The following is a 25,765-nucleotide window of genomic DNA, read 5'->3' as shown; positions in this document are numbered from 1 at the left end:
AGCTTTTTGAGCAATGATTTTTTAAATAAATGCTACTTCCGATTCTTCCGCGTTTTTAGACGACGTAAGCGCTTTTCTTCCTCTTTCGCTTTTTTCTTCTCTTCAGCAGCGAGTCGTTGTTCAGCGACGACGATTTCTTCAGCTTCAGTCATTGCTGGTGTTTCTAGCGTGATGCGACCAATCTTCGCGCTACGCAATTCGTTAATGAGAATCTCAGACATACGATAAGTATCGACTTGGTTGCCCGCGCGTACACAGCCGCGATTACGTCCAGCCACTTCAAAAAACTCCCAATCAGTCTTTGGCAGCTCTTCAATTTTATAGCGGGTTTTTAGCAGCTCAGGATAGGCTTGCATTAGGTACTCAGCGGTATAGCTTGCCACATCAGCGAAGTCAAAAGCCGTATCACGAATACCGCCTGTCGCTGCTAAACGATAGCCTGAGTTTTCGTTTTCGACTTTTGGCCATAGCATACCAGGTGTGTCATAGAGCATGATGTCATCGTCAAGCTTAATCAGCTGCTGCGACTTGGTCACGGCTGGCTCGTCGCCTGTTTTTGCCACAGCGCGTCCTGCTAGCGTATTGATCAGCGTTGATTTGCCAACGTTTGGGATACCCATAATCATCGCTTTGATTTGACGACCAGTCCCGACTTTATTAGGTACAAGATGCTTACAGATGGCGATGATACGTTTTACATCATTGGCTTTTTCAGTATCGCAAGCAATGGCTTTGACCCCATCTTGCTGCTCAAGATAATCCATCCATGCTTGAGTCAACTCAGGATCGGCAAGGTCAGCTTTGTTTAGGATTTTGATAACAGGTTTTTCGCCGCGTAGTGCTGCAACCATTGGGTTTTCACTACTATATGGAATACGCGCATCGATGACCTCGATGACCAAATCCATCTGCGGCATGACTTCTTTGATTTCGTTACGGGCTTTGTTCATATGCCCAGGGAACCACTGAATACTTGCTCTCTTATCCATCTGCTTTCATAACCTTTTATAAAAAATGCTAAAAGTAAAACAATCAACGTTTACTTTCTAATGGTGTCCAGTTTACTACAGAACCACCTTGCTCACGGCACAATTTCACTTAACCAGATTTGTCATTACGCCTAATTTTGGTTTTCTTTTCCCTCGTGCGCGGGTGGTAATGGGGCAAGGTAACCAATTAATAGTATTAAGCTGCCTGCGCCAAGGAAGGATATCACTCGCCAAATTGCCTCGGTCTGTGACAAATCGACCAAGACTAGCTTGAGTACGACGATACCTAACAACCCCATACCCATAAACCAAAGCGCGCGTTGCCAGTAGCGACTTGCCATGATGGTGGCAACCAATGCCAAGAGTGTCCATAAAATCGTCAATCCTGTTTGTACTTGCTCACTCTGCCATGCGCCGCCTTGATAGTCATTCCAAAGTGGCGTGCCAATAAAGGCGTGTAGCGTTCTGACCAACATGCTGGAGATTAACCAAAAGCTGATCAGTCCCAATATAATTAGCAAATTCTCAGCGGTGAATACGCGCTTAGATTTGGCAGCTGCACTTGGCTCAGTAATGGTTTCATTGTGGCGGCGTTGGCTGATGTAATACAGACTAAAACCAACCGATAGTGTCAACCATGATGTGATGTCATATAGGTTGAACAATGGAAAATAAGACATTCCCCAAATCACACCGTCATAAGACCAATTGGTCAGAACAACCCACAGTAAAGCAATGGGAGCAAAGATGGCAGCGCATCCTAATAGTGCCTGCTGCCAATCAAACCAGTACAGCAGTCCTTGTCCTACAGTTTTATTGGTTGAGGTATTTTCTTCATTTTGACTAAGATAACGATGATTGAACCATAACCCAAATAATATGAGTACTGCTGGAAACAAGAAAGCCATTACGCCACCAGAGTTTGGTAAGCCATAATGCGCAGCGGCAGCAATGAGTAAGATGCCTGTACCTAGCCAACTTGCAGCAGTATAGCGTGAGGTATTGTTGTTATCGGACAATGTATCAGACCACGTTTTTAGCCATAGCTGACCCATAACCAGCCAACCGATTATTAAGCCTACAAACACCAACCATTCCGCTGTTGCCCATGTTAGATTGCGCTCAAACTTTTGCGGCAGTTGTAGTACTAGCATGAAGTAGAACAGGGCTAGTAATCCATGACTAAGCTGTCTAATTTCCGCCCACGGACGATAGCGATTGATGACCCAATAAGCGATCAGGCTGATGAGTGCTGCCAGTGCAATTACCGTGGTACTTGATTGCCAGATATCAAACCAATGATGCAAATCAAGCATTAGTACTTTTAGCATCCAAGCCATCGCGGTCAATGTTAAAAATTTGACTAATCTAGGGCTATGCCAAACGAATTTGAATACTCGGCTCTGACTATTGATTGAGGTCAGCCATTGCTGTGCAGCTTGAGTACTGACACCCAGCGCACGCGCATAGCTGGTCAATACATCTGATGTACCGTCCAATGTTTGTGATTGTATGACTGAGGATTGAGATTGTATGACCGAGGATTTTGTAGGACCTTTATTGTTAAGGCTACTAAGGTTATTACTACTATCTAAGCTATTAATCAGGGCGGCAGGGGAGTTGCTAGCGCGTAAGATAAAGACGGTAGCCAGATAAGCGATTGCTGAAATACTAAAGGCTAAAACGGGATAGTCTTCGATAGAGAATATCGCTGTCGTCACTAGCATCCCAATACTGACGAGCTGCAATAGTAAGCCGAGTAATACCGACCATGAGCGTAGTGAGCGTCGTCCAAACCATACTAGCGCCAATCCTTGTACTGACCAGCCAAAAGCAATCCATTCAGCATCTAGCGCCAACGGAATAACGAGCGCAAAAAATCCTAATCCTAATGCCAGCATCCCTTCGGTGATTAAAGCATAGCGTCTACTGCGCTGGATGAACAACCAGCCCATCCCAAGATAAACCATAGCCAAAATGGCACTGGTAATCGTGAGGGCATTAGAGATGTCGTTTAGTAAGGCAGAAAATAAGCCAAAGGCCAGTAGCGGTACTGAAAACAGTAAACCCGTATCAATGGGGAATACATAGGAGCTGCCTACATGGGCTTTGTCCAAGTGTTTTGTATTATCTACATTATCAGCATGACTGAGGTCTTTTTCGTTTAGCGCGTTATAGGTAATGATTTGCTGCGCATAACGAATGACGACAAATAAGTAAAGCAGCCAGTGTAAGGTTACTAACGCTACCAATGCCCAGCGCTGCGTCTCAATGACGGCGCTCAGGTTTTCGCTAATACCCCAATAGTATGCTAAGCCAAATGTCACAGTCACACCGAATAGATTTAATATTTTCCACGGTCGATAGTGAGCAATAACAGCAATCGTGACATTTAGCAGTAGATAATAGCTGAATAAGGTAACCAAGCTGCCAATATCTTCACTGGTCAAAATCGGTGCAAAAAATCCACCCGATAATGCCAATAATGCTAATGGAAATGCGTTTTGACGTACGGCGAGGGCAATGGTAATGGCAGACAATAACCCAAGCCCGATAAAGCTTGGGATACTAGGAATGATTTCATAAACACTGTAAGCAAAAAAGGTGCTTAGATAGGCAATTGCTAAGCCTGCGCCCTGTAGCGTAATCCCATATGAGAAGCGTTTTGCGGTCAGCTTTAATCCAAGCGCTGCCAATGCTAACCCTGTAACACCGACTGCTATCAGCTTTGTGGCAATCGAAATCTCGATATATTCGCTTAATAAGCGAAGCAAGAGCACCACACCTACTAATAGTACCAGTACGCCGACTCGCACAACCAAATTGCCACCGAAAAACCAGTTTTTGATTGAATGAATCAGCGAGGTCACAATAGGCAATGAGCGTTCATCAGGCTCAATCGGTGCGGTAGGCACTGTGTTTTGCGTATTTATCGAGGCATTATTGTCTATATATTTATCGTCATAGATGTTTGATGCTGCATGTATGGTTGAGTTTGAAGCAACGGTAGGAAGCGGTGGTGGTGATACAGGCAGCCGATTATCTGGAGAGAATGGTTGTGAGTCAAAAGCTATTTCTTTAGCATCACTGTCTTTAGAAACATTGTCTTTAAGATCATGATCGTCAGTAGCAGTGTTGCGTGCATAATCATTTTTATTGACGAAAGGTACAGATGGAGGCGTCATACTACGATGTCTTTGCTGCTCAAGCTCAGCTTGCAGCGTCATCACATCACGGCGTAAATGCTCGATTTTTCGAGCTATCCTAGTATATAACGCGACCACTACGATCAATAAAATCGTAAAAGCCAGCCAGCCCAACTGGGTCACCATTAGATACAACATCTTCGTCACTCAATCCAGTTTATAGTAAAGTGATAATGACGTGATTTAATAAGAAGCACAAGACTACTCTGATTACTGGGCTAAAAGACAAATGCTATAATGACACTCAAAATAAAAGGGCAGCTTAATGATTAAGCTACCCTTTTTAATGATCTTTATACCAAATCGTTTCTTATGCTAAATTGGCTTTCATAAACTCAAGCATGTTTTCCCAGCTTTGTTTAGCAGCGGCTTCATTGTAGCCAAGATCTACTTCATTTTTGGCGGCACGCTCATCGGCGTGCGGATTGGTAAAGCCATGCTTAGCGTTGTCATAGACGTCGATAGTGTAGTCAACATCAGCAGCGTCTAGCTCAGATTTTAGACCTTCGATAGCATCCATTGATACCATTGAGTCATCACGGCCATGAGCAACCAACACTTTTGCCGCAAAGTTTTTGTCAGCTGGTTGTTTTGGCGTTGGGTTACCATGGAAAGTAGCAACCGCTTTTAGCGGCATGCCTTCGCGAGCCATATCTAGTACAACTTTACCACCGAAGCAGTAACCGATTGCGCCTAGGTTATCACCATCGACTGATAACTGATCGCTGAAATCATTAAGAATTAAGCGGCAGCGTGCCATTAGCATATCTTGATCGGCCAGTACTTGCTCCATCCACATGTTTGCCTGCGCTGCATCAGTAGTTAATTTGCCCTCACCGTAAACGTCCATAGCGACTGCTGCATAACCTGCCTCTGCCAAACGCTCAACCACTGATTTTGGATGATCGACCACGCCCCACCATTCTGGTGCAACCAAGATACCTGCTGCTGGATTTTCATCTGAAGCGTTTTCTGGTAGTGCTACATAACTGATAAGTTCTACACCGTTTTCGGTAGTACTGATTAATTCAAACGTCTTAATTGACATATTATTGTCCTTTTTATGTTGTGAGTTTTAATTATTCGTCATTGTGATCGTTCGTTTTTCTAACTCGTACTACCTTAACGCCCATGTCTAGCAAAAACAGCTATAATACTGTAACGCTCTTTATCAAAATGCTACTGCGACTTTATGACTATAAATTTGTTAAACAAAAATAATGACCAATCTGACTTGAACTCAGGTCTCGATGCGGCGGCCAAGCCTGCGCAATCGGTGAGTTTGTTCCCTGATAGTACCGTTGTCGATTTTGTTAATTCTAAGTCTGAACCACTACGCCCGCAGTTCTGGTCGCGATTTGCGTTAACAGAATTAAACCATAGCGAGTGGGAAGCGTTGTGCGATGGTTGCGGCAGTTGCTGCTTGATTAAGTATATCGATGAAGATGAAAGCGGCAATGTGGATGAAGAGCTGGTCGAATATACCGATGTCACCTGCCAGTTGATGGACTGCACAACAGGATATTGTAGTCACTATGCAACGCGTCAAGAGCACGTGCCAGACTGTATTCAGCTGACTATGGACAACTTGCCCAAGATGATGTGGCTACCATCGCACTGCGCCTATAAGCGTTTGTATAAAGGGCAAGGCTTACCAAGTTGGCATTTATTATTGACTGGGGATGCTGTGGTGACACAACAACAAATGCGAGCTGCCAACGTGGGCGTCGCTGGTCGCTGTGTCACGGAAATCGGTATGTCTGATGAAGAAATGGAGACGCGGGTGGTTAACTGGGTTAATCCTTAGTCGACAGTTAGTTAGATGCCTGAGCAGTAGACTTGGCTTTTGCTTCCGCACTGGCTTGCGAGTTAGCCAATGCTGGTATCGGAATATCTTGACGAATCTGCTGTGAGAATTTACGGCTGTTTTCATCTCTACTAACGCTAGACTTTAGGTTGTTCTGATTATCAAAGCCTTTTGCTTTTGGGTTGATATGAGTGCGCTCATACCACGTGTTCATTGACCAAGGCTGGTTGTCCTTTTCGGGTGCCGCATCCAACATGCCTACATCATATAGATAGTTAGGTAACCATCCAGAGACCCAAATCCGATAATCCCATGGCAAACGATCGCCACTAACAATACGCGCCATATAAAAGATGATATTGGTACAGTTGCTAATCAATGTATTGTACCAAGCAGGTTTAGCGTTCAAATCATCAGCCGCCGTTAGATAAGACTCAAACAGTGACCTCACTTCATGCTGTTGCAAATTGCTAATAGGAAACAGATAAACCTGCTCGCCGCGCGCGTTGCTGCGGGTGTAAATAATATCGCGCTCTTCTGCGGCAATCAGGCTCAGCTCATAACGTCGAAAAAACCCAGCCAACGCTGAAAAAGACTCGCCGTCTTCTTTACGAATCTCAAATGAGAAGGCAAGTGGCCTATCATCTTCAAATCGAAAGCTAACCAAGGTATGAGCAATCAGCGGTCCCATCCAATAAGAGTTAGTCACATCAACGCCGGATAACTTAGACAAATCAATCGTACGGGTATCCCAGTGCTCGGTAGCGTCTTCCTCAGTTTGCCAATCAAAGTTACGAACATTGGTTAAAGTAATCAAATCAGGGTTGGTCGCATCGCGCTCATAGGAGACTCGCTGGTCGACTTCAGCCATCCATTCTCGATCTTGTTTCGGTTCGATAGAAAAAAACCAACCTAAACCTATGAGCCAAATAGCGCTATATACGCCGATAATTAGCTTGGTTGCTGTGCCTTTACCAATTGATTTTTTATTAGATAATGAGTCACTATGTAATACTCTTGTGACGGCATCCCAGTAACGTGTACTTAGCAGCGTAGCTAATATGCCTACAATCACTATTGTCGCAAGCCAAGTCAATACTGAGCTGACGCCGTACTGATACCAAATCGCGAGTAATAACCATAGCGCTGATAACAATAACGTAACGGCAATTAAAAAAGTCACAAGACGCTGGCGCCATGTAGGCTTTGGCTGTTTACGTTCTAATGTTTCGCATTTTAAGTCAAGGTTCTCTAAACCACGGCTCTCTAAGCCACGACTGTCTGACAGTCGACTGCGTGAACGCGACGAGAGTAAGCGAGAAAAAACGGAACGTAGCGACATAGGGTTTGCTTTGATAAATAAAGGCTTTGACCATAGCAAAGTTTATAACACGCTGACAATACAATTTGAGTGAATTTGTCGTTGAATGTCAGTGAGCCTTGCGATAAAGTGAAGCTAATTTGTACTAGCAAATTTGTTATTCATCCATTAATTAATAACAAACCAGCCGTTTTATTTGCTACTTTTATCCCCATCTAGGCTCTACTTGTTTTTTTATTGAGTATTGTTCGTTTTTCTATTGAATACTATTCTAATTTTTATTAACTAAAGAGGTTAAATCACACCACCATGTCTGACGACACTCCCAGCCCGAGTAGTTGGTCGATGCGCGGCTTAAAACGCTGGCTATCGACCGCCCCCGAAACCCGTGATGAATTGATTCGTCTGGTACAAGACTCGCGCCAGTTTTTAGAGCCTGATACTGTCGATATGTTAGAAGGCGTGCTAGATTTGCCTGCGACACAAGTCCGCGAAATCATGACACCGCGTCCGCAAGTGATTGGTCTGCACGAGAGCACCAGTCTTGCTGAAGTGATGGACATCATTCTTGAGACCACCCACTCGCGCTATCCTGTTTTTGACAGTCAAGATGATGACGCCGTTATCGGTATCTTATTGGCAAAAGACTTGATTCCGATTCTGGTACATATGGTTCGTAACCAAGAAGACAAAATTGACAGTAAGCGTCTCAGAGACTTGGTGCGCCAGCCGTTATATATCAGTGAGACGGCTCGTTCTGATACCTTGCTACGCTCATTGCAGCGCACCCAAGTACATATGGCGATTGTCGTTGATGAGTTTGGTAACTTTGGTGGTGTCGTCACCATGGAAGACTTGTTGGAAGAAATCGTTGGCGACATCGTCGATGAGCATGATGACTTTGATGAAGACAGCGATATCAATAACATCGTCCCTGATCCAGAAAAACCAAATACATGGCGTGTCCAAGCATCTACGGTGATTGAAGACTGTAATGATGAGCTGGGTAGCCGTTTTGACGACACCGATGTCGATACGATGGGCGGTCTGGTCATGCAAGCACTTGGCTTCGTTGGTGATCTAGAAGGCGAGAGCGTCGTGATAGATGATTGGAAAATTACCATTACCGATGTCGAAGGGCGATTTATCCAAAATCTAGAGCTGACCAAAACCAATTCCGAGCAACAGATATTGATAGGCAGCCATTAGCTTGCTTATAGTGTCACGATAGTTGGTCAATGAATAAAACTTGTTAGCAAATTAACAGAAAACACGATGAAAAATCGTGTTTTTTGCTTTCTGCCTTTTGAACTTTAGAATGAGGTTTTAGCTACGCAAATTTACCCACTTGTAGGTTTTGACTGGTATCATGGGTGGGTTTTATTTGTGGCCCTGCATAAAGCATTATGCAGTCAGGTTTTGCGTGAGTGTTATCTCATCGCTTAGCTGAGAAATTTTAGTAAATATGGTTTTGGATAACTGCTATGCGTCTGTCTACTGTTGATTTGCAAAAACGTCTGAACCCCGATAAGCCAAAAGGTTTACATATGGGGTTGACGGTACTAATAGCTTGGCTGGCAGGGGCAGCTTTTATACTCGCGCTCGCGCCTTATGGGATTTGGCCAGTTGCCTTGGTGTCACCTGCTATTTTATATGCATTACTGGTACCAGCGATGACAGGTCGCCGCGCCTTTCTGATTGGTCAAGCGTACGGTACAGGGCTGTGGTGTGTTGGCGCGTTTTGGCTATATACTTCTATACACGTTTATGGCGATACGCCCGCATGGCTGGCACTGATTATGATTGCGCTTATGGGTCTGGGCATGGGTTTGTTCCATGGCTTTTTGGCGTTCATCTTTAATCGTGTGGTCGGCAAGCAGCCGTTATCTTTTGCCGCTCTGTGGATACTCCAAGAGTGGATGAAAACGTGGCTATTTACTGGTTTTCCTTGGCTATTCGTTGGTTATGCGTTTACTGAGCAGTACTGGTTGTCGTCGCTCGCGCCTGTGGCTGGTGTCTTTGCGGTTTCTTTTGTGGCGGTATTATTGGCTGCCAGTATCGTTGAGCTATTGCGTCGCCGCGGTGGATATATGATTCCATCGATAGCATTGCTAATCATTAGTAGCGCACTATGGTTGATCAATCCGCAGTGGACCAAACCAAAAGGCACTCCTGATCTATCGGTATCTTTGATTCAAGGTAATATCCCACAAGACCTAAAATGGCTCACCGAGTATCAGATTGAAACGTTAAAAATCTATGCAACGTTGACTCGTGACGAGTGGGGACGTGACATCGTGCTGTGGCCTGAATCGTCGATTCCTATGTTTCAGACAGAAGCTGTTGGGTTTATCAGTGAAATGGTCGCGATGGCCAAAGAGACTGATACGACATGGGTGACAGGTATTCCTTATAAGGATGAAGCAGCGTTTGATGCCAGTACAGATAAATATCCGCCATTTTATAATAGTGTGGTTGCGCTAGGGGCACAGGCAGAAGGGCTGTATAAAAAGCAACGTCTGGTGCCATTTGGAGAATATATTCCATTCCAAGGTGTGCTCGATATTTTGCCTAATCTAGCAGGTAGCCAAGACATTATGAGCTATAGTCGCGGCAGTGATCAGCAGTCACCGCTACGTGTGCGAGGGCATAATTTAGGCGCAGCCATCTGTTACGAAGTGGCGTATCCAGATACCACGCGCAAAAATGCCATTGGTACGGACTTCTTATTGACCATCTCAAACGATGCTTGGTTTGGTACGTCGGCAGGCCCATTGCAGCATTTACAAATGGTGCAGATGCGCGCATTAGAGAACGGTCGCTGGTTTATGCGTGCGACCAATACAGGTGTGACAGCTATCATTGATCACAAAGGTCGTATCGTAGAGCGTGCACCGCAGTTTGAACGTACTGTATTGCGCGGTGATATTCAGGCACGAGTTGGCAACACGCCATTCATGCGCTTTGGTCAATATCCTATTTTGTTTATCATGGCACTGTTACTGATACTCAGCTATTTAGGTAAACGTCCGAAGACTCCAGTACGTTTGGTTAAGTAGTATTGTTAAGTAAGACGTGTTGATAGCGAATAATAGATAACTGATTAAGTAGTTGGCTGACATAAGTGTCAAAAACGAATATTTAAATTGTGGATAATAAACCCTTTAAATACTTAAGGGTTTTCACAAATCAGTATAAATTGCGATATAATAGGTCAATATTTCAAATATTTTGTGCAAGGTGGATAAGGTATGTCAGAAGGTATCGTTAATAACAATCCAAAAAAAGAGCTGTTATTCGCTTTAGGTGGCATTGCCATGTTCTTAGGTATTGTCTTACTTATTGGTGTTTCTGCATTTTTGCGTCCAGCAGGCGAGCATATCACTGCTGAGACAACTGAAGCATCAGCTGCGGCAGATGAAGCAGAAGCTACTGCTACTGAAGAAGAAGCGGCTCCAGCCGATGCAGAAGCTGCGACAACAGAAGAAGCGTCAGATGCTACAGCGCCTGATACTGCAGCAGATGCAACCGTAACACCAGCGGCAGATGCAGATGCAGATAGTGCAGTTGTCACCGCAGAAGCTGGTACAGCAACGGCCTCTGGTACTGTAAGCCAAGCCGCTGTTGCCGATGCTGATTTGACAGCTGAGCAAGCGGATGGTGATGTAGATGCTGGGAATGCTAGCGCCGCTACTGATGAGGCCGCAGCACAATAAACTGTAGTATGGCTATGTAAATGAGCTAAAATAGTGCTACTCGATTGTTAAATGAGCTGCATTATGAAGTCTGTATCAACAGTGCTATAAGCATAATATTACTGTCTTAGATACCTATAAAAAGAGTCCGTTCTCAACCATTGAGAGCGGGCTTTTTTTATAGGTATTTGTGTAATTTTTGACCAATTTTTTCTTTACTTGATTATAGCCAAGTGAAACAATGTTCCGCCTATATGACCGTCCATCTGGATAATCAGGGGTTTGGTCATTACAAATATGATCTTTAAAGGAATAAAGTTATGGGCACAGAAACAAAATCGGGGGCTAGTGCAGCAGAGCTAGAAGCACTAGACAATGGCTTTATGGGACATCCTGCGCCCTTACGCTCATTGTTTTTTACCGAAATGTGGGAGCGATTCTCCTATTATAGTATCCGTCCACTATTAGTTCTATTTATGGTGGCAACAGTGAGCAGTGGCGGTTTTGGCTTCGATGAAGTCACCGCTTCTGCTATTTATGGTATTTTTGCTGGTTCGTTATACTTAGCAGCAGTACCAGGTGGTTGGCTGGCAGATAACTGGTTAGGTCAAGAGCGTGCGTTATGGTGGGGCAGTATTATTATTGCCCTTGGTCACTTGTGTATCGCGCTTTCAGCGATGTTTGGCATGACGCTGTTCTTCGTTGGTTTAATCTGTATTGTCTTAGGTTCAGGGTTATTTAAGACCTGTATCTCAGTGATGGTTGGCGCCTTATACCCCAAAGGCGATTCTCGCCGTGATGGCGGTTTTACCTTGTTTTATATGGGTATTAACATCGGTGCGTTACTGGCAGCACTTATCGTCGGCGTATTCAAAGAAAAAGGCATGTGGCATGTCGGCTTTGGCGTTGGTGGTCTGGGTATGCTGGTTTCATTATTGATCTATCGTTTTTTCGCGCAAAAGAACTTAACGCGTTATGCACGTGCTAAAGGTATCTCAGCCGAGTGGGAAAAATCTAACGACCATTACAAAAACATCGGTCGCTGGGTTGGTGGTTTTGTCGCCTTGCTAGTAGCCGCAGTGCTATTAGTGTCTACCGGCATGATATCGTTCAATCCTGAGATGGTTGCAGAGTATATGACGTATATCATTGCTGCGGTGGTCATCTTGTATTTCGCTATTATGTTTATCTCACCACGATTGGATAAGACAGACAAACTACGCTTGCTAATTTGCTTTGTTTTAATCATTGGCTCGACGCTATTTTGGTCAAGCTTTGAGCAGCAGCCAACGTCTTTTAACTTATTTGCCGATCGTTATACTGATCTGAATGTTTTAGGTTTTGAGATACCGAGTATTTGGTTTCAGTCATTGAACCCTTTATTTATTCTGATCTTAGCTCCCATCATTAGTATTGTTTGGGTCAAGCTTGGTAACCGAGGACTTGAGCCGAGCAGTATGGCTAAGTTTGCACTCGGTATGCTACTGGCAGCCGCAGGTTTCGCCTTAATGATTTTTGCTTCAAAAAGTATTTTAGCGCCGGGTGCTGGCTTGGCATCACCACTATGGTTGGTTGGTAGTTTATTACTATTGACACTAGGTGAGTTAGCACTAAGCCCAGTTGGTTTGTCTGCAATGACGAAGCTGGCGCCAGAAGGTATGCAAGGCCAAATGATGGGGCTGTTCTTTGCTTCTATCGCTATGGGTAACTTGGTTGCCGCCTTCTTTGGTGGGCATGTATCTGCTGACAAAATCGAAGGCTTACCAGGTCTATTTACTACCATGACCATCTTCTTGGTAGTTACCGCTGTACTATTATTGATACTAGCAAAACCTATAAACAAAATGCTTAAAGAAAGCGAGCATGAGAAACAACTGGCTAAGCAATAAGATAGTCTGATGTACATTTGTGATTAACAACAGCACAAGTGACACATGGTGAGACGTGTTACCATTACTGGTAGCACGTTTTATTGTTTTAGTTGGTGAGATATTTGGCACGAGCTATTGAAAGCTTACTATCTGACCAAACATCTAATGATAGCTCACGATAAACAGTAGTACAGCGTTTTATAAGCCTATATTAATTCAATTTTATACTCTCAATAGGTAGAAGTAATTACCCAAGCAAGCATAGTTAGATAGCTAAATAAGTAGATTGTTTGCTTGAATAATTGCTATCGATAATAAATGTCTTATTAAAACTAAAGCGGTATCAACAACTCAAACAAGACGACTATTAGAACAAGATGACTATTAGAACAAGACGATTGTAAATAATCGCTCCCTCATTATATTTTTATAATTTCTATAAGGACACATTCAATGAATAAACAAGCCATTCACGAACGTATTGCTAATTTACGTAGCACCTTAGCAGCGCAAGATCTCACCGCAATCATCGTACCCTCTGCTGATCCCCATTTATCTGAATATTTACCAGAGTACTGGCAAGCACGCTTATGGCTGTCAGGGTTTACCGGTTCTGTCGGTACGCTGGTCGTGACTGCTGATTTTGCAGGTCTATGGACGGACAGCCGTTATTGGGTACATGCTGCCGACCAGCTAGAAGGCACAGGTATTACTTTAGAAAAGCTTGCGCCAGGTCAGCCAAATCATATCGATTGGCTAGCCGAGCATTTGCAAGAAGGGGATAGCGTAGCAGTGGATGGCAATGTGTTATCTATCGCTGAGCAAGATCGCCTGTTAAATGCTTTTGATGCCAATGATATTACTTTGATTACTGAGCGTGATGTGCTGACAGAGATTTGGACAGATCGCCCAGCACTACCAGCGGCCAAATTATATACTCATGATGAGCAGTTCCTTGCTCAGTCTGCCACCTCAAAGCTGACTGCAGTACGCGAAGGCATGGCAGAAGCAGGTGCGACCCATCATTTACTCTCAAGTCTAGACGATATCGCTTGGTTGACGAACTTGCGCGGCGCTGATGTTGATTATAATCCGGTATTCTTGTCACATATGTTGATTGACGAAGACAAAGCAACGTTGTTTGTTGATATTAATAAAGTAAGCGAAGATATCGCACAGAGTCTAAAAGACAGCGGTATCGCATTGGCTGACTATTCTGCTGTGCAAGATGCATTAAGTGCATTAACGCCAGACGATTTATTATTGTTAGATCCGAGTAAAGTCGCAGTAGGCACACTCTCAAAAATGGCAGACGATGTTGGCTTCATTGAGCAAATGGCACCTAGCACATTACTCAAATCTGTAAAATCTGATGCAGATATCGATCATGTCCGTGAAGCGATGCGTCAAGATGGTGCTGCTTTGGCTGAGTTTTTTGCCACATTTGAGCAGCGTCTAGCAAACGGCGAGCGTTTAAGTGAACTAGATGTTGATAGCATGTTGATAGACGTGCGCAGTCGTCAGCCGCATTATGTCTCGCCAAGCTTCCCAACCATCGCAGGCTTTAACGAAAATGGCGCATTGCCACATTACCGTGCAACGCCAGAAAAATTCAGCTACCTTGATGTGGCCGAGGGCGAAGGCGGATTGCTACTGATTGACTCAGGCGCACAATATCAGAATGGTACGACTGATATCACCCGCGTAGTTGGTATTGGACAAGTCACTGCTGAGCATAAACGCGACTTTACGATTGTGTTAAAAGCCCACATTGCGCTGGCTCGCGCTCATTTCCCTGATGGTATCGCCTCACCGTTGATTGATGCCATTTGCCGTGCGCCGTTGTGGCAAGCACAGATGGACTATGGTCATGGTACAGGTCATGGCGTTGGGTATTTCTTGAATGTACATGAAGGCCCACAAGTCATTGCCTATAGCGCTAGCACGCCAAAAGAGCGCGCGATGAAAGTCGGTATGATTTCTAGTAATGAGCCAGGTCTGTACCGCGAAGGCAAATGGGGTATTCGTATCGAGAACTTGGTAGTAAATACGCCAGTTGCTAAGCCTACTGAGACAGAGTTTGGTAATTTCTTGAACTTTGAGACCATCACTTACTGCCCAATTGATACGCGTCTGATTGAGCCATCATTATTGGATCAAACCGAGATTAATTGGTTAAATAGCTATCATAGCCAAGTCTTTGCAGAGCTAAAAGATCGTGTTGAAGGGTCAGCGCTTGAATGGTTGACTGAACGTACCAAAGCCATTTAATACCAAGCTCAAAACATTAACTAAAAGTACTAAAAAGCCCCGTAAATTATTTACGGGGCTTTTTAATGTTCGTTATTTAATACTTACTATTGAGTGTCTGTTTCTAACTGTAGGTTCAACACTGAAAAATAATTACTGTTAGTGGATGCTTTTCTTAACAGCTTCATTATTAGTAGTTGAGTCATTCTGTTCGCTAAAGTGTTGAGTGACCTCAGCACGTAGCCAAGACTTTAGATTTTCAGACATTAGCATCATTTGCTCACTGAGATAGTCATCGACCTGTGTTTCTAGCTCGCGGATTAGCTGTTGATGTGTTGCATCTAGCTTAGCGTCTTTTAAGGCCAAATTAATCGCTGCACTGGCTTTATTATTAATATCTTTAATGTGGTTATCGCTAAGCGTATGTGCCTGTTCGCCAATGGTTTTGTTATCAGCATTTTTACTATCGCTAGTATTGCCTTCAGTATTTACGACTTCTAATGCCGCTTTTTCAGTCTTTGCACTAGAATTATCAGTAACAAAATCGTCAGTAACGGCGCTATCTGTCACGACTTTATCTGTGTTTGATTTAGCTACGTCGGTAGCAGCCAGTTCTTTGTCATTGTCTGCCTCTAACGCTGACTGCTCATTTTTCTCTTGTTCTTTTTGAGTCGCTTCTGCCTTGCGCGTGGCTTCTTCTGCTTCTTTTTTCTTCTGCTCTTCTTCTAGCTTTTGTTTTGCAGCGGCCGCGTCTTCTAGATCTTGTTTGTCCGTAATTGCTTTAGCAATGGCTTGCTCAGCATTGTAGTTGTCGTATAGCTCGTCTACATGCGCATCTAAGTCATGGGTATTAAAAGTGAAGTCTTCAAATGAGGTGTCAGATTGCAGCAGAGTAGTGATGTCTTTTAGTTCTTGGGTAATCGCTGCGCGTACTGGCTCAGGTGCACACGTCCAGCGTTGATAAAACTGATGGGAAAATGAGTAGCTTGACATGGTATCTTCCATAAATGTTCCAAAAATTACCCCTTATCATACGCAAGTACGATAAGGGGCTGCAAGTGGACAAACGTAGCAAATCTGACACCAACGTTACAACGCTTTCATTACCATGCGCTGCGAGGTAGTTGGGTGGCTGTTATTGACTGATAGGCCAGCGAGCAAATACCAATGAGCCATTGGTACCACCAAAGCCAAAGCTGTTAGATACTGCATACTGCAAGTTATCAACTTTGCGCGATTGATTAGCCACATAATCAAGATTACAGTTGTCCTCGATATCGTCTAGATTGATCGTAGGTGGTACATGCTGATGCTGTAGCGCTAATACTGTAAAGATAGCTTCAACTCCGCCAGCGGCACCAAGTAAGTGACCGGTCATTGACTTGGTTGAGCTAACTAAGATGCTGTCTTTTACAGGAGAGAACACAGTTTCGATAGCAATAGACTCAGCCACGTCACCCGCAGGAGTACTAGTACCATGAGCGTTGACATAACCGACGCTTGATGACTCGATACCCGCATCGTTTAGCGCATTTTGCATCGCTCTGGCCGCACCGCTACCGTCTTCTGGTGGTGCAGTAATATGACTGGCATCATCGCTCATACCGAAACCGACTAGTTCTGCCAATATTGTTGCACCACGCGCTTTGGCATGGGCAAGACTTTCTAATACCACCACGCCAGCACCATCACCAAGGACAAATCCGTCACGACCTTTATCAAATGGACGCGAGGCTTTGGTTGGCTCGTCATTGCGTGTAGAGAGTGCATGCATAGCACTAAAGCCAGCTATACCAAGTGGGCTAGAGCCTTTTTCACTGCCGCCAGCCAACATAACGTCAGCATCACCATAAGCAATCAAACGAGCAGCAAGACCCATAGCATGAGTCGCCGTGGTACAAGCTGTTGATGTCGCAAGGTTTGGGCCTTTTAACTTATGCTTAATTGCTACCAGTCCAGCGGCCATATTAACGATAGAGCCTGGGATAATAAAAGGTGAGACTTTGCCCGCGCCTTTTTCGTGTAGGGTATCACGACTGTTTTCAATCGTTTGGATACCGCCAATACCTGAACCTAAAATAATACCAAAGCGATCTTGGTCAACGCCTTGCACAGGCGCATCAGCAGCACTGACTTCATCGATAAAACCAGCGTGCTTTAGGGCCATGGCAGAAGCGGCAACCCCATAATGCATGAACTCATCATAACGACGTGCATCTTTAGCATTCATATATTGCTTGGCATCAAAGTCTTTGATCACGCCTGCGATTTGCGCACGGTAACCTGTGGCATCGAAATGCGTAATCGGTGAGATACCACTCTCGCCATTGAGCAATTTGGTCCATGAGCTATCGACGTCTAGACCGAGCGGCGTAATGGCGCCCATACCTGTGACTACCACACGCGTATCATCAGAACGCTCGTAGTGAGGTGGTTTTTGACGCGATTTATGTACAGGTGCTGCAGTCATATTATTTGTGTCATCAGTGGTGGCTTGGTCGATAGGTGAACTACTATTCTGGCTCATGCGATATATCCTATACTTACAGGTCCTAAGAGGATGGCGTTTCAAAAGTCATTATAAAACACATAGGTGCACGTATGTAAACTAAAATTTAACTGGTCAGGCAAAACATACTTGACCCAATACCACGCCTTTATTTGCACCAGTTACCGCCGGTAAATTACCAGTTTCACCCATCAATGTTTGTCTAGCCAACCATGCAAAAGCAACGGCCTCGACCCATGTTGGCGCAAGTCCTAAATGTTCAGTGGTTTTTACTGTGCAATGAGGTAGATGAGCTTGCAGGCGCGTCATTAAATAGCCATTCAATGCGCCGCCACCGCAAACATAAACCGAGCTGTTTTTTGCATGACTGATAAACGTATTGATTTGCGTACTGGCACTGGTAGCCGTTAGCTCAGTCAAGGTTGCTTGCACATCGGCTGCTGAATAACTGATGTTAGCATTGGCTTGCTCAAAAGCCTGTAGCTCATCTTGCAACCAAGTTAAATTAAAGTCCTCACGGCCTGTGCTTTTTGGATGAGACTGAGCAAAAAACTGATGTGCCAAAAGTTGCTGTAATAATGGCTCAATGAGTGTTCCAGACTGCGCCCAAGCACCGCTCGCATCATAGCTATTATCAGTATGCAACGCTGTCCACGCATCCAATAACAAGTTGGCAGGTCCAGTATCGTAGCCAACAACTTGAATTTCTTCATTGGCTGGCAAGATGGTTATATTGGCAATACCGCCTAAGTTTAATAGCACACGTGTGCTATCAGGATTGGCAAATAGTGCCTGATGAAACGCAGGTACTAAAGGCGCACCTTGACCACCAACTGCCATGTCACGACGTCGGAAATCATTGACCACGCTGATGCCTGTGCGCTCCGCGATGATATTGGCATCGACCAGTTGCAACGTGAATCCCATATGCGGGCGATGGCGTACGGTCTGTCCATGACAGCCAATCGCTAACACTGACTCAGGATCGGTATTTGATTGCTGCAATAGCGTATTGACCACTTCACTCGCGAACTCAGCATACGCGCGACTTGCCCAGCCGAACCAATCCAACTCACTGCTTGGTTCATCAGTCTCTGGTACGAGTTGATTCACACCATTCGGCTGACACAATGCTAATAATACTTCACGCAGACGTGGCGGAAAATCTTGGCTATAGGTCGCAAGCAGTCGCATTGGCGGTTGGGTACTATCTTCGGTGCTCATCTCAGGATTAAATTGACAAAGAACAGCATCCATACCGTCCAAACTGGTGCCAGACATCATGCCGATATATAAGCCATCATCGAAGCTTTCAAACACCGTTTGCTCAAGGGCATCCGTTAGGGTGGCATAATTCGAATTATCAGAGGTCAAATCATCAATATCGTCTGAAGGGTTATCCAAACCACTATTCATAAGCAAGTCTGCGAGGGCATTATGGTCAGTATCAGCAATCGATGCGGGGTTGGTCATGGCAATTTACCTTAAAAAACGCTAGTATATCCGTCAAATTCTAGCATTTTTTCTGACCTTTTGAGGTTCTAAACTTCCTAAGGTGTTGAGCCAGTAACCGTCATTCATAAAAATCCCAATTAAAGTGATATATAGAGAGCATCATGACCAATCAAACTTACACCCTAGAAGAACAACTGGCCCTTATTCAGCGTGGTACGCAAGAGATATTATCTGAAGATGATTTAGTGGCTAAGCTAAAGCTCAATCGTCCATTACGTATCAAGGCAGGCTTTGATCCTACCGCACCTGATCTGCATTTAGGTCATACAGTATTGATTAATAAGCTTAAGCATTTTCAAGATTTGGGTCATGAGATTTATTTCTTAATTGGCGATTATACGGCCAAGATTGGTGACCCTTCTGGCAAAAACAGCACGCGTCCACCGTTGACTGATGAGCAAATCAAAGCCAACGCTACGACTTATGCTGAGCAAGTATTTAAAATCTTGGACAAAGAAAAGACTCGCGTGGTCTTTAACTCTGAGTGGTTCAATGACATGAGTGCCGCTGATATGATTCAGCTAGCCAGTCAGCAAACCGTCTCGCGTATGCTAGAGCGTGATGATTTTTCAAAACGCTATGCATCACAAACGCCCATCTCAATCCATGAGTTTCTTTATCCGTTAGTACAAGGCTACGATTCTATTGCACTTAAAGCCGATGTTGAGCTTGGCGGTACCGATCAGACCTTTAACTTGCTAATGGGTCGCACGCTGCAAGGACGCTATGGCCAAGAACCACAAGTTTGTATTACTGTGCCAATCTTAGAAGGGCTAGATGGTGTCAATAAAATGTCCAAATCACTGGGCAACTATGTCGCTATCTACGACGCACCAGGCACCATGTATCAAAAAATCCTGTCTATGCCGGACACACTGATTCATCGTTACTTTGAGTTCTTAAGCTTTAAGCCAATGGAGGAAGTGGCAAGCTTGATGGCAGACATGGAAGGTGGCCGTAACCCACAAGAAATCAAACGTATCTTAGCCGAAGAGTTAATCGAGCGCTTCCATGATGCTGATGCCGCTGCTAATGCGCACAAATCTGCGGGTAACGTCTTAGCAGATGGCGAGCTACCGGTTGACTTGCCAGAAATCATGTTGGATCTAGAAGGGCAAGATGCGTTATTTATCACCCAGATCTTGAACCAAGCTAAGCTCGCTAAAAACAACTCAGCTGCCAAAGACATGGTAAAACGTGGCGCGGTAAAAGTAGATGGCGAAGTCGTTGATGGCGGCTTTAGTCTAACCTCAGGTCAGACGGTCGTGATTCAAGCAGGTAAAAAAGCTTATGCGAAAGTGACGGTTGGTTAGATAATCTATAAAAATGATTAAGAGTGAGGTCGGCAGTAATTGTCGACCTTTTTTATGAAGCGATAATTAGCAGCCATTTTTTAATAGTAGGAGTTTGCTATGACTAAAACCATTCCCCAAGGCATTTACCGCCACTATAAAGGCAGTTTGTATCAAGTATTGCATACGGCGCAGCATTCAGAAACCGAAGAGTCGCTAGTGGTATATCGTTGCCTATACGGTGAATACGGCGTGTGGGCACGTCCGCTTGCGATGTTCGCTGAAACAGTAACGGTCGATGGTAAAGAAATTCCGCGATTTGAATTGATTAAACCATTAAATGATTAATACTTAGCCAATGATTTAGATTGAATTTAGCGCAAAAAAACGACCCGTTGAGGTCGTTTTTTTTGTGCATTATCGCAAACTCACAATTAAGCGTTCAGAAACTCTTTCAATACTTTATAAAATGCCACAGGTGCATCCATCGGCACGGCATGGCCTGATGTCGGCAAGATAATACTGTGCGCATTGGGCAGCAGAGTGGTCAAACGCTGTTGCCACTCTGCATTATATAACTGCGAGCGCGCACCAATCAGTAAGGTAGTCGGAATATTGACCGTTGGCAACACATCGCGGTAATCGTAGGGCAGCGCAACATAAGCAGATAGACAGCGCAGTTTGTGTTGCCAAGTCGCGTGCTCCATTAGTGAGATTTTGTGTGGTGCCCGATAACTGAGGGCTGTTACCAATAATTGCGAAGGTTTGCTACTGACAGAGAGTAGAGAAAAAGAGCGTTCCATGTCTAACAAATTCACTTTTAATCGATAGGGCAGGTGACGGAAGTCAACTATTTGCTCGGCTTGTAGATAAGGAGCAGTGTCAGTAATCAACCGCGTAAATTGCGCAAACAATTCGGTTTGTCGTGTACCAAATACACCGCCACCTTGCCAGTCTGGCTGATTATGAATAATCGGTGCTTGGTCAATGTTCAGATAACGACTCACGCGCTGAGTGCCAAAGCGCTGAAAATACGCCCACATGACCAATGCCCCCATTGATATCGCGGCAACAGGAAAAGCCTCAACACCAGTTTCTTTACTCACGTACTCAAACACATCTTGGGTATCCTGTGCATATTGCTCAATAAAATCAAACGTTGGCAACGTTAGGTCACTGGCCAAACCAAACCTTCTAAAATGCGGCAAGTAAAAACAGTAGTGCTGAATTAGCGGTAAAATAAATGGTAGAAATTGCCTCGCATCCATACCAAAAGCGTGCATTAATAGGACGGGTTTACCTTTGCCAATGACAGAGACGGGCAGCAACGTTCCATCAGCTGTTTGGACAGTAATGGTCTTTAGCTGGTAAGGAGTAGGAAGGGGTATAAGGTCTTTTTTCATAGAGTGATATCTCTTTGATTTTTCAAGCTGTCTCGGTCAATTTAGCTAAGAAAGTATTGCGGTAGAGTACACCGCTACAAAATAGTTATACCGCGAATAAAAGACTGCTATATTAAAGCTGTCACCTGACCATAGCATAGAATTTGGCTAAGGGTAAAAGTCAACAGTGAGACTATACTAGTGCTATGTAGTGGCTAGAAATTATCGTTGAGGATCCAAGTGCATGAGTAAATCAACATTGCCATTACTCGATAGTAGCCTATATCCACAAGTGTGGCAGCAGCAAACATTTGCCAGTCCGCAAGCGCTTTTACTATCGATGCTGTCTGCTACTTTGAGTAGGGAGGTCACAATTGATGCCAGTGCTTTTACTAAGCAGTTATTGGCAGATGATGTTTATCAAGAATGGATTAATACTACGGTGTTCGGGCGTTATTTGCATCGTAACTTTACCGCATTTTATCAGCAGACAGAAGACAGTTTTAATACAGATATGCCTGCATTGTTCCGACAAGAATTAGTACGGCACGCGCAGTATTTACCATTAGGTCAGGTATTGTTTTTTGCAGGAGATATGCCCAAAAGTGTACGACAGACTAAGACGTTAACCACGACGGTGAATCCAGCGACGGCAATAATAAATGCTCAGACAATGTCTGAGAATTTGTCCAAAAAGCTGAAAGTGAATAATTCAAGGATAATTATTAATCAGATAACCATCACTGGTAAGCAAGTATTAGGGTTTGCGATACGTCACAATAAACGTACTAGCAAACGTCTGCGTAACGAAGTGCTGATTTTGGACTTTCAGGATTTGCGTTTGGTCAATGAGCAAGCCATTGAAGACATAAAAAAAAGCAATATAGATGACTCTATATTGCTTCGATCTTATGAGATACGCTAACAGGTTCGGTGTTAATAAGAGATATATTGATAATCAACGTTAATACTATAACTAGCCGAACAGTTAATATTAATCTTGCTTGGCAATCGTCAGTCCATTATAGGTCTGGGCGACTGGCATTACTTCTAGACGGTTGACGTTGATATGAGCAGGTGACTCAATTAGCCATAATAAAATATCGCCAATATCTTCACCTGTCATGGTTCTAAAACCGTCATACACCTTGGCAGCTTTGTCATCGTCGCCGTGATAGCGCACGTTTGAAAACTCAGTGCCAGCCACATTACCAGGTTCAAGATTGGTCACACGCACTTGGGTACCAATCAGATCTGCTCGCAAGTTTAAGCTGAACTGTTTTACAAACGCTTTAGTTGCGCCGTAAACGTTGCCACCAAAGTAAGGCCAGCTACCAGCAATCGAACCGACATTGATAATATAACCGCTATCGCGAGCGACCATCGCTGGCAAGACCGCATGAGTCAACGCCATCAAGCCTTTAATGTTGGTATCAGTCATACGCATCCAGTCATCTAGACTGGCTTTGTGAGCAGGCTCTGTACCCAGTGCCAATCCTGCATTATTGACCAAGACATCGATTTGTTTAAAATCATCAGGCAAGTCAGCAATGATTTGCGGGATAGAAGTTGTATCACTCACATCCATAACCACGGGTAAAAAAGCCTCACCTAAAGTCTCTGCCAAAGCATTCAGTTTATCAAGGCGTCTGGCGCAACCAATCACGCGATGGCCGTTAGCAACCAAACGCTCTGCCAACGCTTTACCAAAACCCGCGCTAGCTCCTGTAATCAATACATTCATGATCTATCCTTATTATTGATGCTGTCTGCTGTTGCCATAACTTTGATGACGGCTTTATTTACCCTAATGAGACTTATCTATTCGATAACTGCTTACCAAAAATCTTATCACCAGCATCGCCTAGACCTGGAATGATGTAACCGTGCTCATCTAAATGGCTATCTAGGGCCGCGGTATAGATAGTCACGTCAGGATGCGCTTCATTTACCAAGCGTACGCCTTCAGGTGCAGCAACCAATACCAATGCTTTAATATTAGTACAGCCGTTTTTCTTGAGCATCTCGATGGTCGCAACCATTGAGCCGCCCGTGGCTAGCATTGGATCAATGATCAGCGCAGGACGTTTGTCCATGTGGCTCACGAATTTTTCAAAGAACGGTACTGGCTGCAACGTTTCTTCGTCACGTTGTAGACCGACCACAGAAATCTTAGCAGTAGGGATCAGGTCGAGCACCCCATCAAGCATGCCAATACCTGCGCGTAAAATCGGTACGATCGTCGCCGTCTTACCGATGATTTGCTCACCAGTGATCTCGCCACACCAGCCTTCCATTGGGAAAGTTTCGATTTCAAAGTCACGGCTTGCTTCATAAGCCATCAAGCGCGCAAGCTCTTTGGTCAATGTACGAAATTTATAAGTACTACAGTCTTTTTCGCGCATAAGGCTGAGTTTATGACGGACTAGTGGATGATCGATTACCGTAATTTTTAAATCGCTGTTTAAGTCACTCATAAGTACTCTCTTGGTTTCTTGTCTGATGCTTGCGCAGTTACTGCGGTTGCTATTAGTATAAAAGATACAAACACTTACCGCACTTTAACCATATCCTTAGCTCATAAATAGTAAAGTTGAATCCTTCACAATTAAGCTAATAAACTACTTTACGACAGTGCTCATTTATCGCAATGACAATATTTGCGTTCACAGCTGCCATCAAAGCCTAAGCAATTCAGGCTAAGTAAGATGACATCGCGCTGTCTTAAGTCAACTGATTGAACCGACTAAGTTTGACTATATAACGTGATTATAAGTGAGGTAGTGTTTAGACTTGCTATGATACCAAAAAAACCGCTTTTCTGATGAAGAATATCATGACTATAAAAACGCCAAGCACTCAAAAAACCACTAATATTGAACTGACCTCACTTGAAGGAGGGGCCACAGAGCTTGAAACCCATCCTTTTGAGCCTGTCTTACCGCCCAATGCCACAGTCATGATGATGGGTACGTTTCCACCGACTGCTGATAAATGGGCGATGAGCTTTCATTATCCTAATTTTTATAATGATATGTGGCGGATATATGGCCGAGTGTTTTTTGACGATGCTGACTACTTTAGAGTAGGCGATGAAAAACGCTTTGACCCTGAGCGTATCCGAGATTTTATGTTTGAACGTGGCATTGCTTCTTGCCCGACAGTAAAACAGGCCATCCGTGAGACGGGTAATGCTTCGGATAAAAATTTAACAGTAGTCACACCTGTTGATCTAGATGTTATTTTGCCGCAAGTGCCAAAGGTAGAGTCATTATTTACGACAGGAGGCAAGGCGACCGAAGTACTGCTTGGGTTATTAGACGAGCCAATTGCCAAATCAAAGCATCCGAAAACCAATCAAAGTATGGATTACCCTTATCAATGGCAGAGTACAGATAATCAGAAAGCTGATGTGAATAATCTAACCTTATATAGATTGCCTTCAACCTCACGTGCCTATCCGTTATCGTTGGATAAGAAAGTAGCGGCGTATAAAGCGTTTTTTGAAAAGATGGGTAAGTTATAAGGTGCAAATAGAGAAGTGGTCGCTTTAATAGAAGATAAGGCTCAGAGATAGTATGAGATATCTATCTAGTAAAGCGGAGTTTTTGGTGTTATAAATTATAGTAAATAGTACATCTATAGTCAGTCTTTAAACCTATTGAAATTAATTAAATGATAACCCATTGAAAGAAATACAGATTTATTTCTTTCTTAAAATAAGATTAAAAACATTAATAAAACGGGTTGACACAAAAGTTAAACCGTCTATAATACGCACCTCATCAAGACGAGCTGGAAGTAGCTAGTGTGTAGATTACATATAAATAACTCAGTTAACTTGTTGAAACAAATTAAAAAAAGAAGTTGACAGACTATTAAAACATGATATGATGGTCAGCTCGCTAAATAGGATAAGCCACATTGG

Annotated in this window: 20 protein-coding genes; 10 read left to right on the top strand and 10 right to left on the bottom strand. The window is 43.9% G+C overall.

Going from position 1 to position 25,765, the window contains the following annotated elements:
• Positions 1–32 precede the first annotated feature (32 nt).
• The 3 genes from ylqF to ACI2IW_RS10545 form a co-directional block, all read right to left on the bottom strand.
• Positions 33–989, bottom strand: coding sequence for a ribosome biogenesis GTPase YlqF (ylqF, locus tag ACI2IW_RS10555; protein ID WP_057761911.1), 957 nt, complete (start codon positions 987–989; stop codon positions 33–35).
• Positions 990–1,120: 131 nt separating this feature from the next.
• A complete protein-coding gene (locus tag ACI2IW_RS10550; protein WP_404693618.1) occupies positions 1,121–4,333 on the bottom strand; it encodes a DUF2339 domain-containing protein in 3,213 nt (1,070 codons plus the stop codon).
• 172 nt (positions 4,334–4,505) lie between these two features.
• The gene (locus ACI2IW_RS10545; protein WP_102078159.1) at positions 4,506–5,243 is read right to left on the bottom strand and encodes a dienelactone hydrolase family protein; all 738 of its coding nucleotides are present in this window, start codon (positions 5,241–5,243) and stop codon (positions 4,506–4,508) included.
• Positions 5,244–5,477: 234 nt separating this feature from the next.
• Between ACI2IW_RS10545 and ACI2IW_RS10540 the strand changes: the two genes are divergently transcribed.
• Positions 5,478–6,002 (top strand): YcgN family cysteine cluster protein, encoded by a 525-nt coding sequence (locus tag ACI2IW_RS10540; RefSeq protein WP_404693680.1) that lies wholly within the window; start codon positions 5,478–5,480, stop codon positions 6,000–6,002.
• A gap of 7 nt (positions 6,003–6,009) precedes the next feature.
• Here ACI2IW_RS10540 and ACI2IW_RS10535 read toward each other — a convergent pair whose 3' ends face one another.
• The gene (locus ACI2IW_RS10535) at positions 6,010–7,344 is read right to left on the bottom strand and encodes a DUF4105 domain-containing protein (protein ID WP_404693617.1); all 1,335 of its coding nucleotides are present in this window, start codon (positions 7,342–7,344) and stop codon (positions 6,010–6,012) included.
• 288 nt (positions 7,345–7,632) lie between these two features.
• Between ACI2IW_RS10535 and ACI2IW_RS10530 the strand changes: the two genes are divergently transcribed.
• The 5 genes from ACI2IW_RS10530 to ACI2IW_RS10510 all read left to right on the top strand — a co-directional run bounded on the left by ACI2IW_RS10530 (position 7,633) and on the right by ACI2IW_RS10510 (position 15,160).
• On the top strand, positions 7,633–8,532 hold the full coding sequence (locus ACI2IW_RS10530) for a CBS domain-containing protein (protein WP_290178559.1): 900 nt from the start codon (positions 7,633–7,635) through the stop codon (positions 8,530–8,532).
• A gap of 275 nt (positions 8,533–8,807) precedes the next feature.
• Positions 8,808–10,382, top strand: a complete 1,575-nt coding sequence (lnt, locus tag ACI2IW_RS10525; protein WP_404693616.1) for an apolipoprotein N-acyltransferase — start codon at positions 8,808–8,810, stop codon at positions 10,380–10,382.
• 192 nt (positions 10,383–10,574) lie between these two features.
• A complete protein-coding gene (locus ACI2IW_RS10520) occupies positions 10,575–11,039 on the top strand; it encodes a hypothetical protein (RefSeq protein ID WP_404693615.1) in 465 nt (154 codons plus the stop codon).
• A gap of 299 nt (positions 11,040–11,338) precedes the next feature.
• Positions 11,339–12,907, top strand: coding sequence for a peptide MFS transporter (locus ACI2IW_RS10515; RefSeq protein WP_404693614.1), 1,569 nt, complete (start codon positions 11,339–11,341; stop codon positions 12,905–12,907).
• Between the two features lie 435 nt (positions 12,908–13,342).
• A complete protein-coding gene (locus ACI2IW_RS10510) occupies positions 13,343–15,160 on the top strand; it encodes an aminopeptidase P family protein (RefSeq protein ID WP_404693613.1) in 1,818 nt (605 codons plus the stop codon).
• A 138-nt stretch (positions 15,161–15,298) separates the two neighbouring features.
• Here the strand turns inward: ACI2IW_RS10510 and ACI2IW_RS10505 are convergent, their stop codons facing one another.
• The 3 genes from ACI2IW_RS10505 to ACI2IW_RS10495 form a co-directional block, all read right to left on the bottom strand.
• Entirely contained in the window at positions 15,299–16,144 is an 846-nt protein-coding gene (locus ACI2IW_RS10505; RefSeq protein WP_404693612.1) for a hypothetical protein, read from the bottom strand.
• A 130-nt stretch (positions 16,145–16,274) separates the two neighbouring features.
• Entirely contained in the window at positions 16,275–17,609 is a 1,335-nt protein-coding gene (gene fabF, locus ACI2IW_RS10500; protein WP_404693679.1) for a beta-ketoacyl-ACP synthase II, read from the bottom strand.
• Between the two features lie 153 nt (positions 17,610–17,762).
• Complete coding sequence (locus tag ACI2IW_RS10495; protein ID WP_404693611.1) at positions 17,763–19,121, bottom strand: anhydro-N-acetylmuramic acid kinase; 1,359 nt, start codon at positions 19,119–19,121, stop codon at positions 17,763–17,765.
• Positions 19,122–19,264: 143 nt separating this feature from the next.
• On the opposite strand from ACI2IW_RS10495, the gene tyrS reads away from it, so the two are divergent.
• Both tyrS and ACI2IW_RS10485 read left to right on the top strand, forming a co-directional pair.
• Positions 19,265–20,476: a tyrosine--tRNA ligase gene (gene tyrS, locus ACI2IW_RS10490; protein WP_404693610.1), complete on the top strand. Its 1,212-nt coding sequence runs from the start codon at positions 19,265–19,267 to the stop codon at positions 20,474–20,476.
• 99 nt (positions 20,477–20,575) lie between these two features.
• Positions 20,576–20,803: a DUF1653 domain-containing protein gene (locus tag ACI2IW_RS10485; protein WP_404693609.1), complete on the top strand. Its 228-nt coding sequence runs from the start codon at positions 20,576–20,578 to the stop codon at positions 20,801–20,803.
• A gap of 86 nt (positions 20,804–20,889) precedes the next feature.
• Here ACI2IW_RS10485 and ACI2IW_RS10480 read toward each other — a convergent pair whose 3' ends face one another.
• The gene (locus tag ACI2IW_RS10480) at positions 20,890–21,858 is read right to left on the bottom strand and encodes an alpha/beta fold hydrolase (protein ID WP_404693608.1); all 969 of its coding nucleotides are present in this window, start codon (positions 21,856–21,858) and stop codon (positions 20,890–20,892) included.
• A gap of 223 nt (positions 21,859–22,081) precedes the next feature.
• On the opposite strand from ACI2IW_RS10480, the gene ACI2IW_RS10475 reads away from it, so the two are divergent.
• Positions 22,082–22,762, top strand: a complete 681-nt coding sequence (locus ACI2IW_RS10475; RefSeq protein ID WP_404693607.1) for a hypothetical protein — start codon at positions 22,082–22,084, stop codon at positions 22,760–22,762.
• Positions 22,763–22,831: 69 nt separating this feature from the next.
• Here ACI2IW_RS10475 and ACI2IW_RS10470 read toward each other — a convergent pair whose 3' ends face one another.
• Both ACI2IW_RS10470 and upp read right to left on the bottom strand, forming a co-directional pair.
• Positions 22,832–23,581 carry an SDR family NAD(P)-dependent oxidoreductase gene (locus ACI2IW_RS10470; protein WP_404693606.1) on the bottom strand — a complete coding sequence of 250 codons (750 nt, stop codon included), beginning with the start codon at positions 23,579–23,581 and terminating at the stop codon, positions 22,832–22,834.
• 73 nt (positions 23,582–23,654) lie between these two features.
• Positions 23,655–24,314 carry a uracil phosphoribosyltransferase gene (upp, locus tag ACI2IW_RS10465; RefSeq protein ID WP_057761878.1) on the bottom strand — a complete coding sequence of 220 codons (660 nt, stop codon included), beginning with the start codon at positions 24,312–24,314 and terminating at the stop codon, positions 23,655–23,657.
• 482 nt (positions 24,315–24,796) lie between these two features.
• Here upp and ACI2IW_RS10460 point away from each other — a divergent pair, with 482 nt between their 5' ends.
• On the top strand, positions 24,797–25,363 hold the full coding sequence (locus tag ACI2IW_RS10460) for a DNA glycosylase (RefSeq protein WP_404693678.1): 567 nt from the start codon (positions 24,797–24,799) through the stop codon (positions 25,361–25,363).
• The last annotated feature ends 402 nt before the right edge of the window (positions 25,364–25,765 follow it).

It is taken from the genome of Psychrobacter sp. NPDC078501, from assembly GCF_044900935.1.
Classification (GTDB): domain Bacteria; phylum Pseudomonadota; class Gammaproteobacteria; order Pseudomonadales; family Moraxellaceae; genus Psychrobacter.
This window is presented reverse-complemented; position numbering and strand designations above follow the sequence as displayed.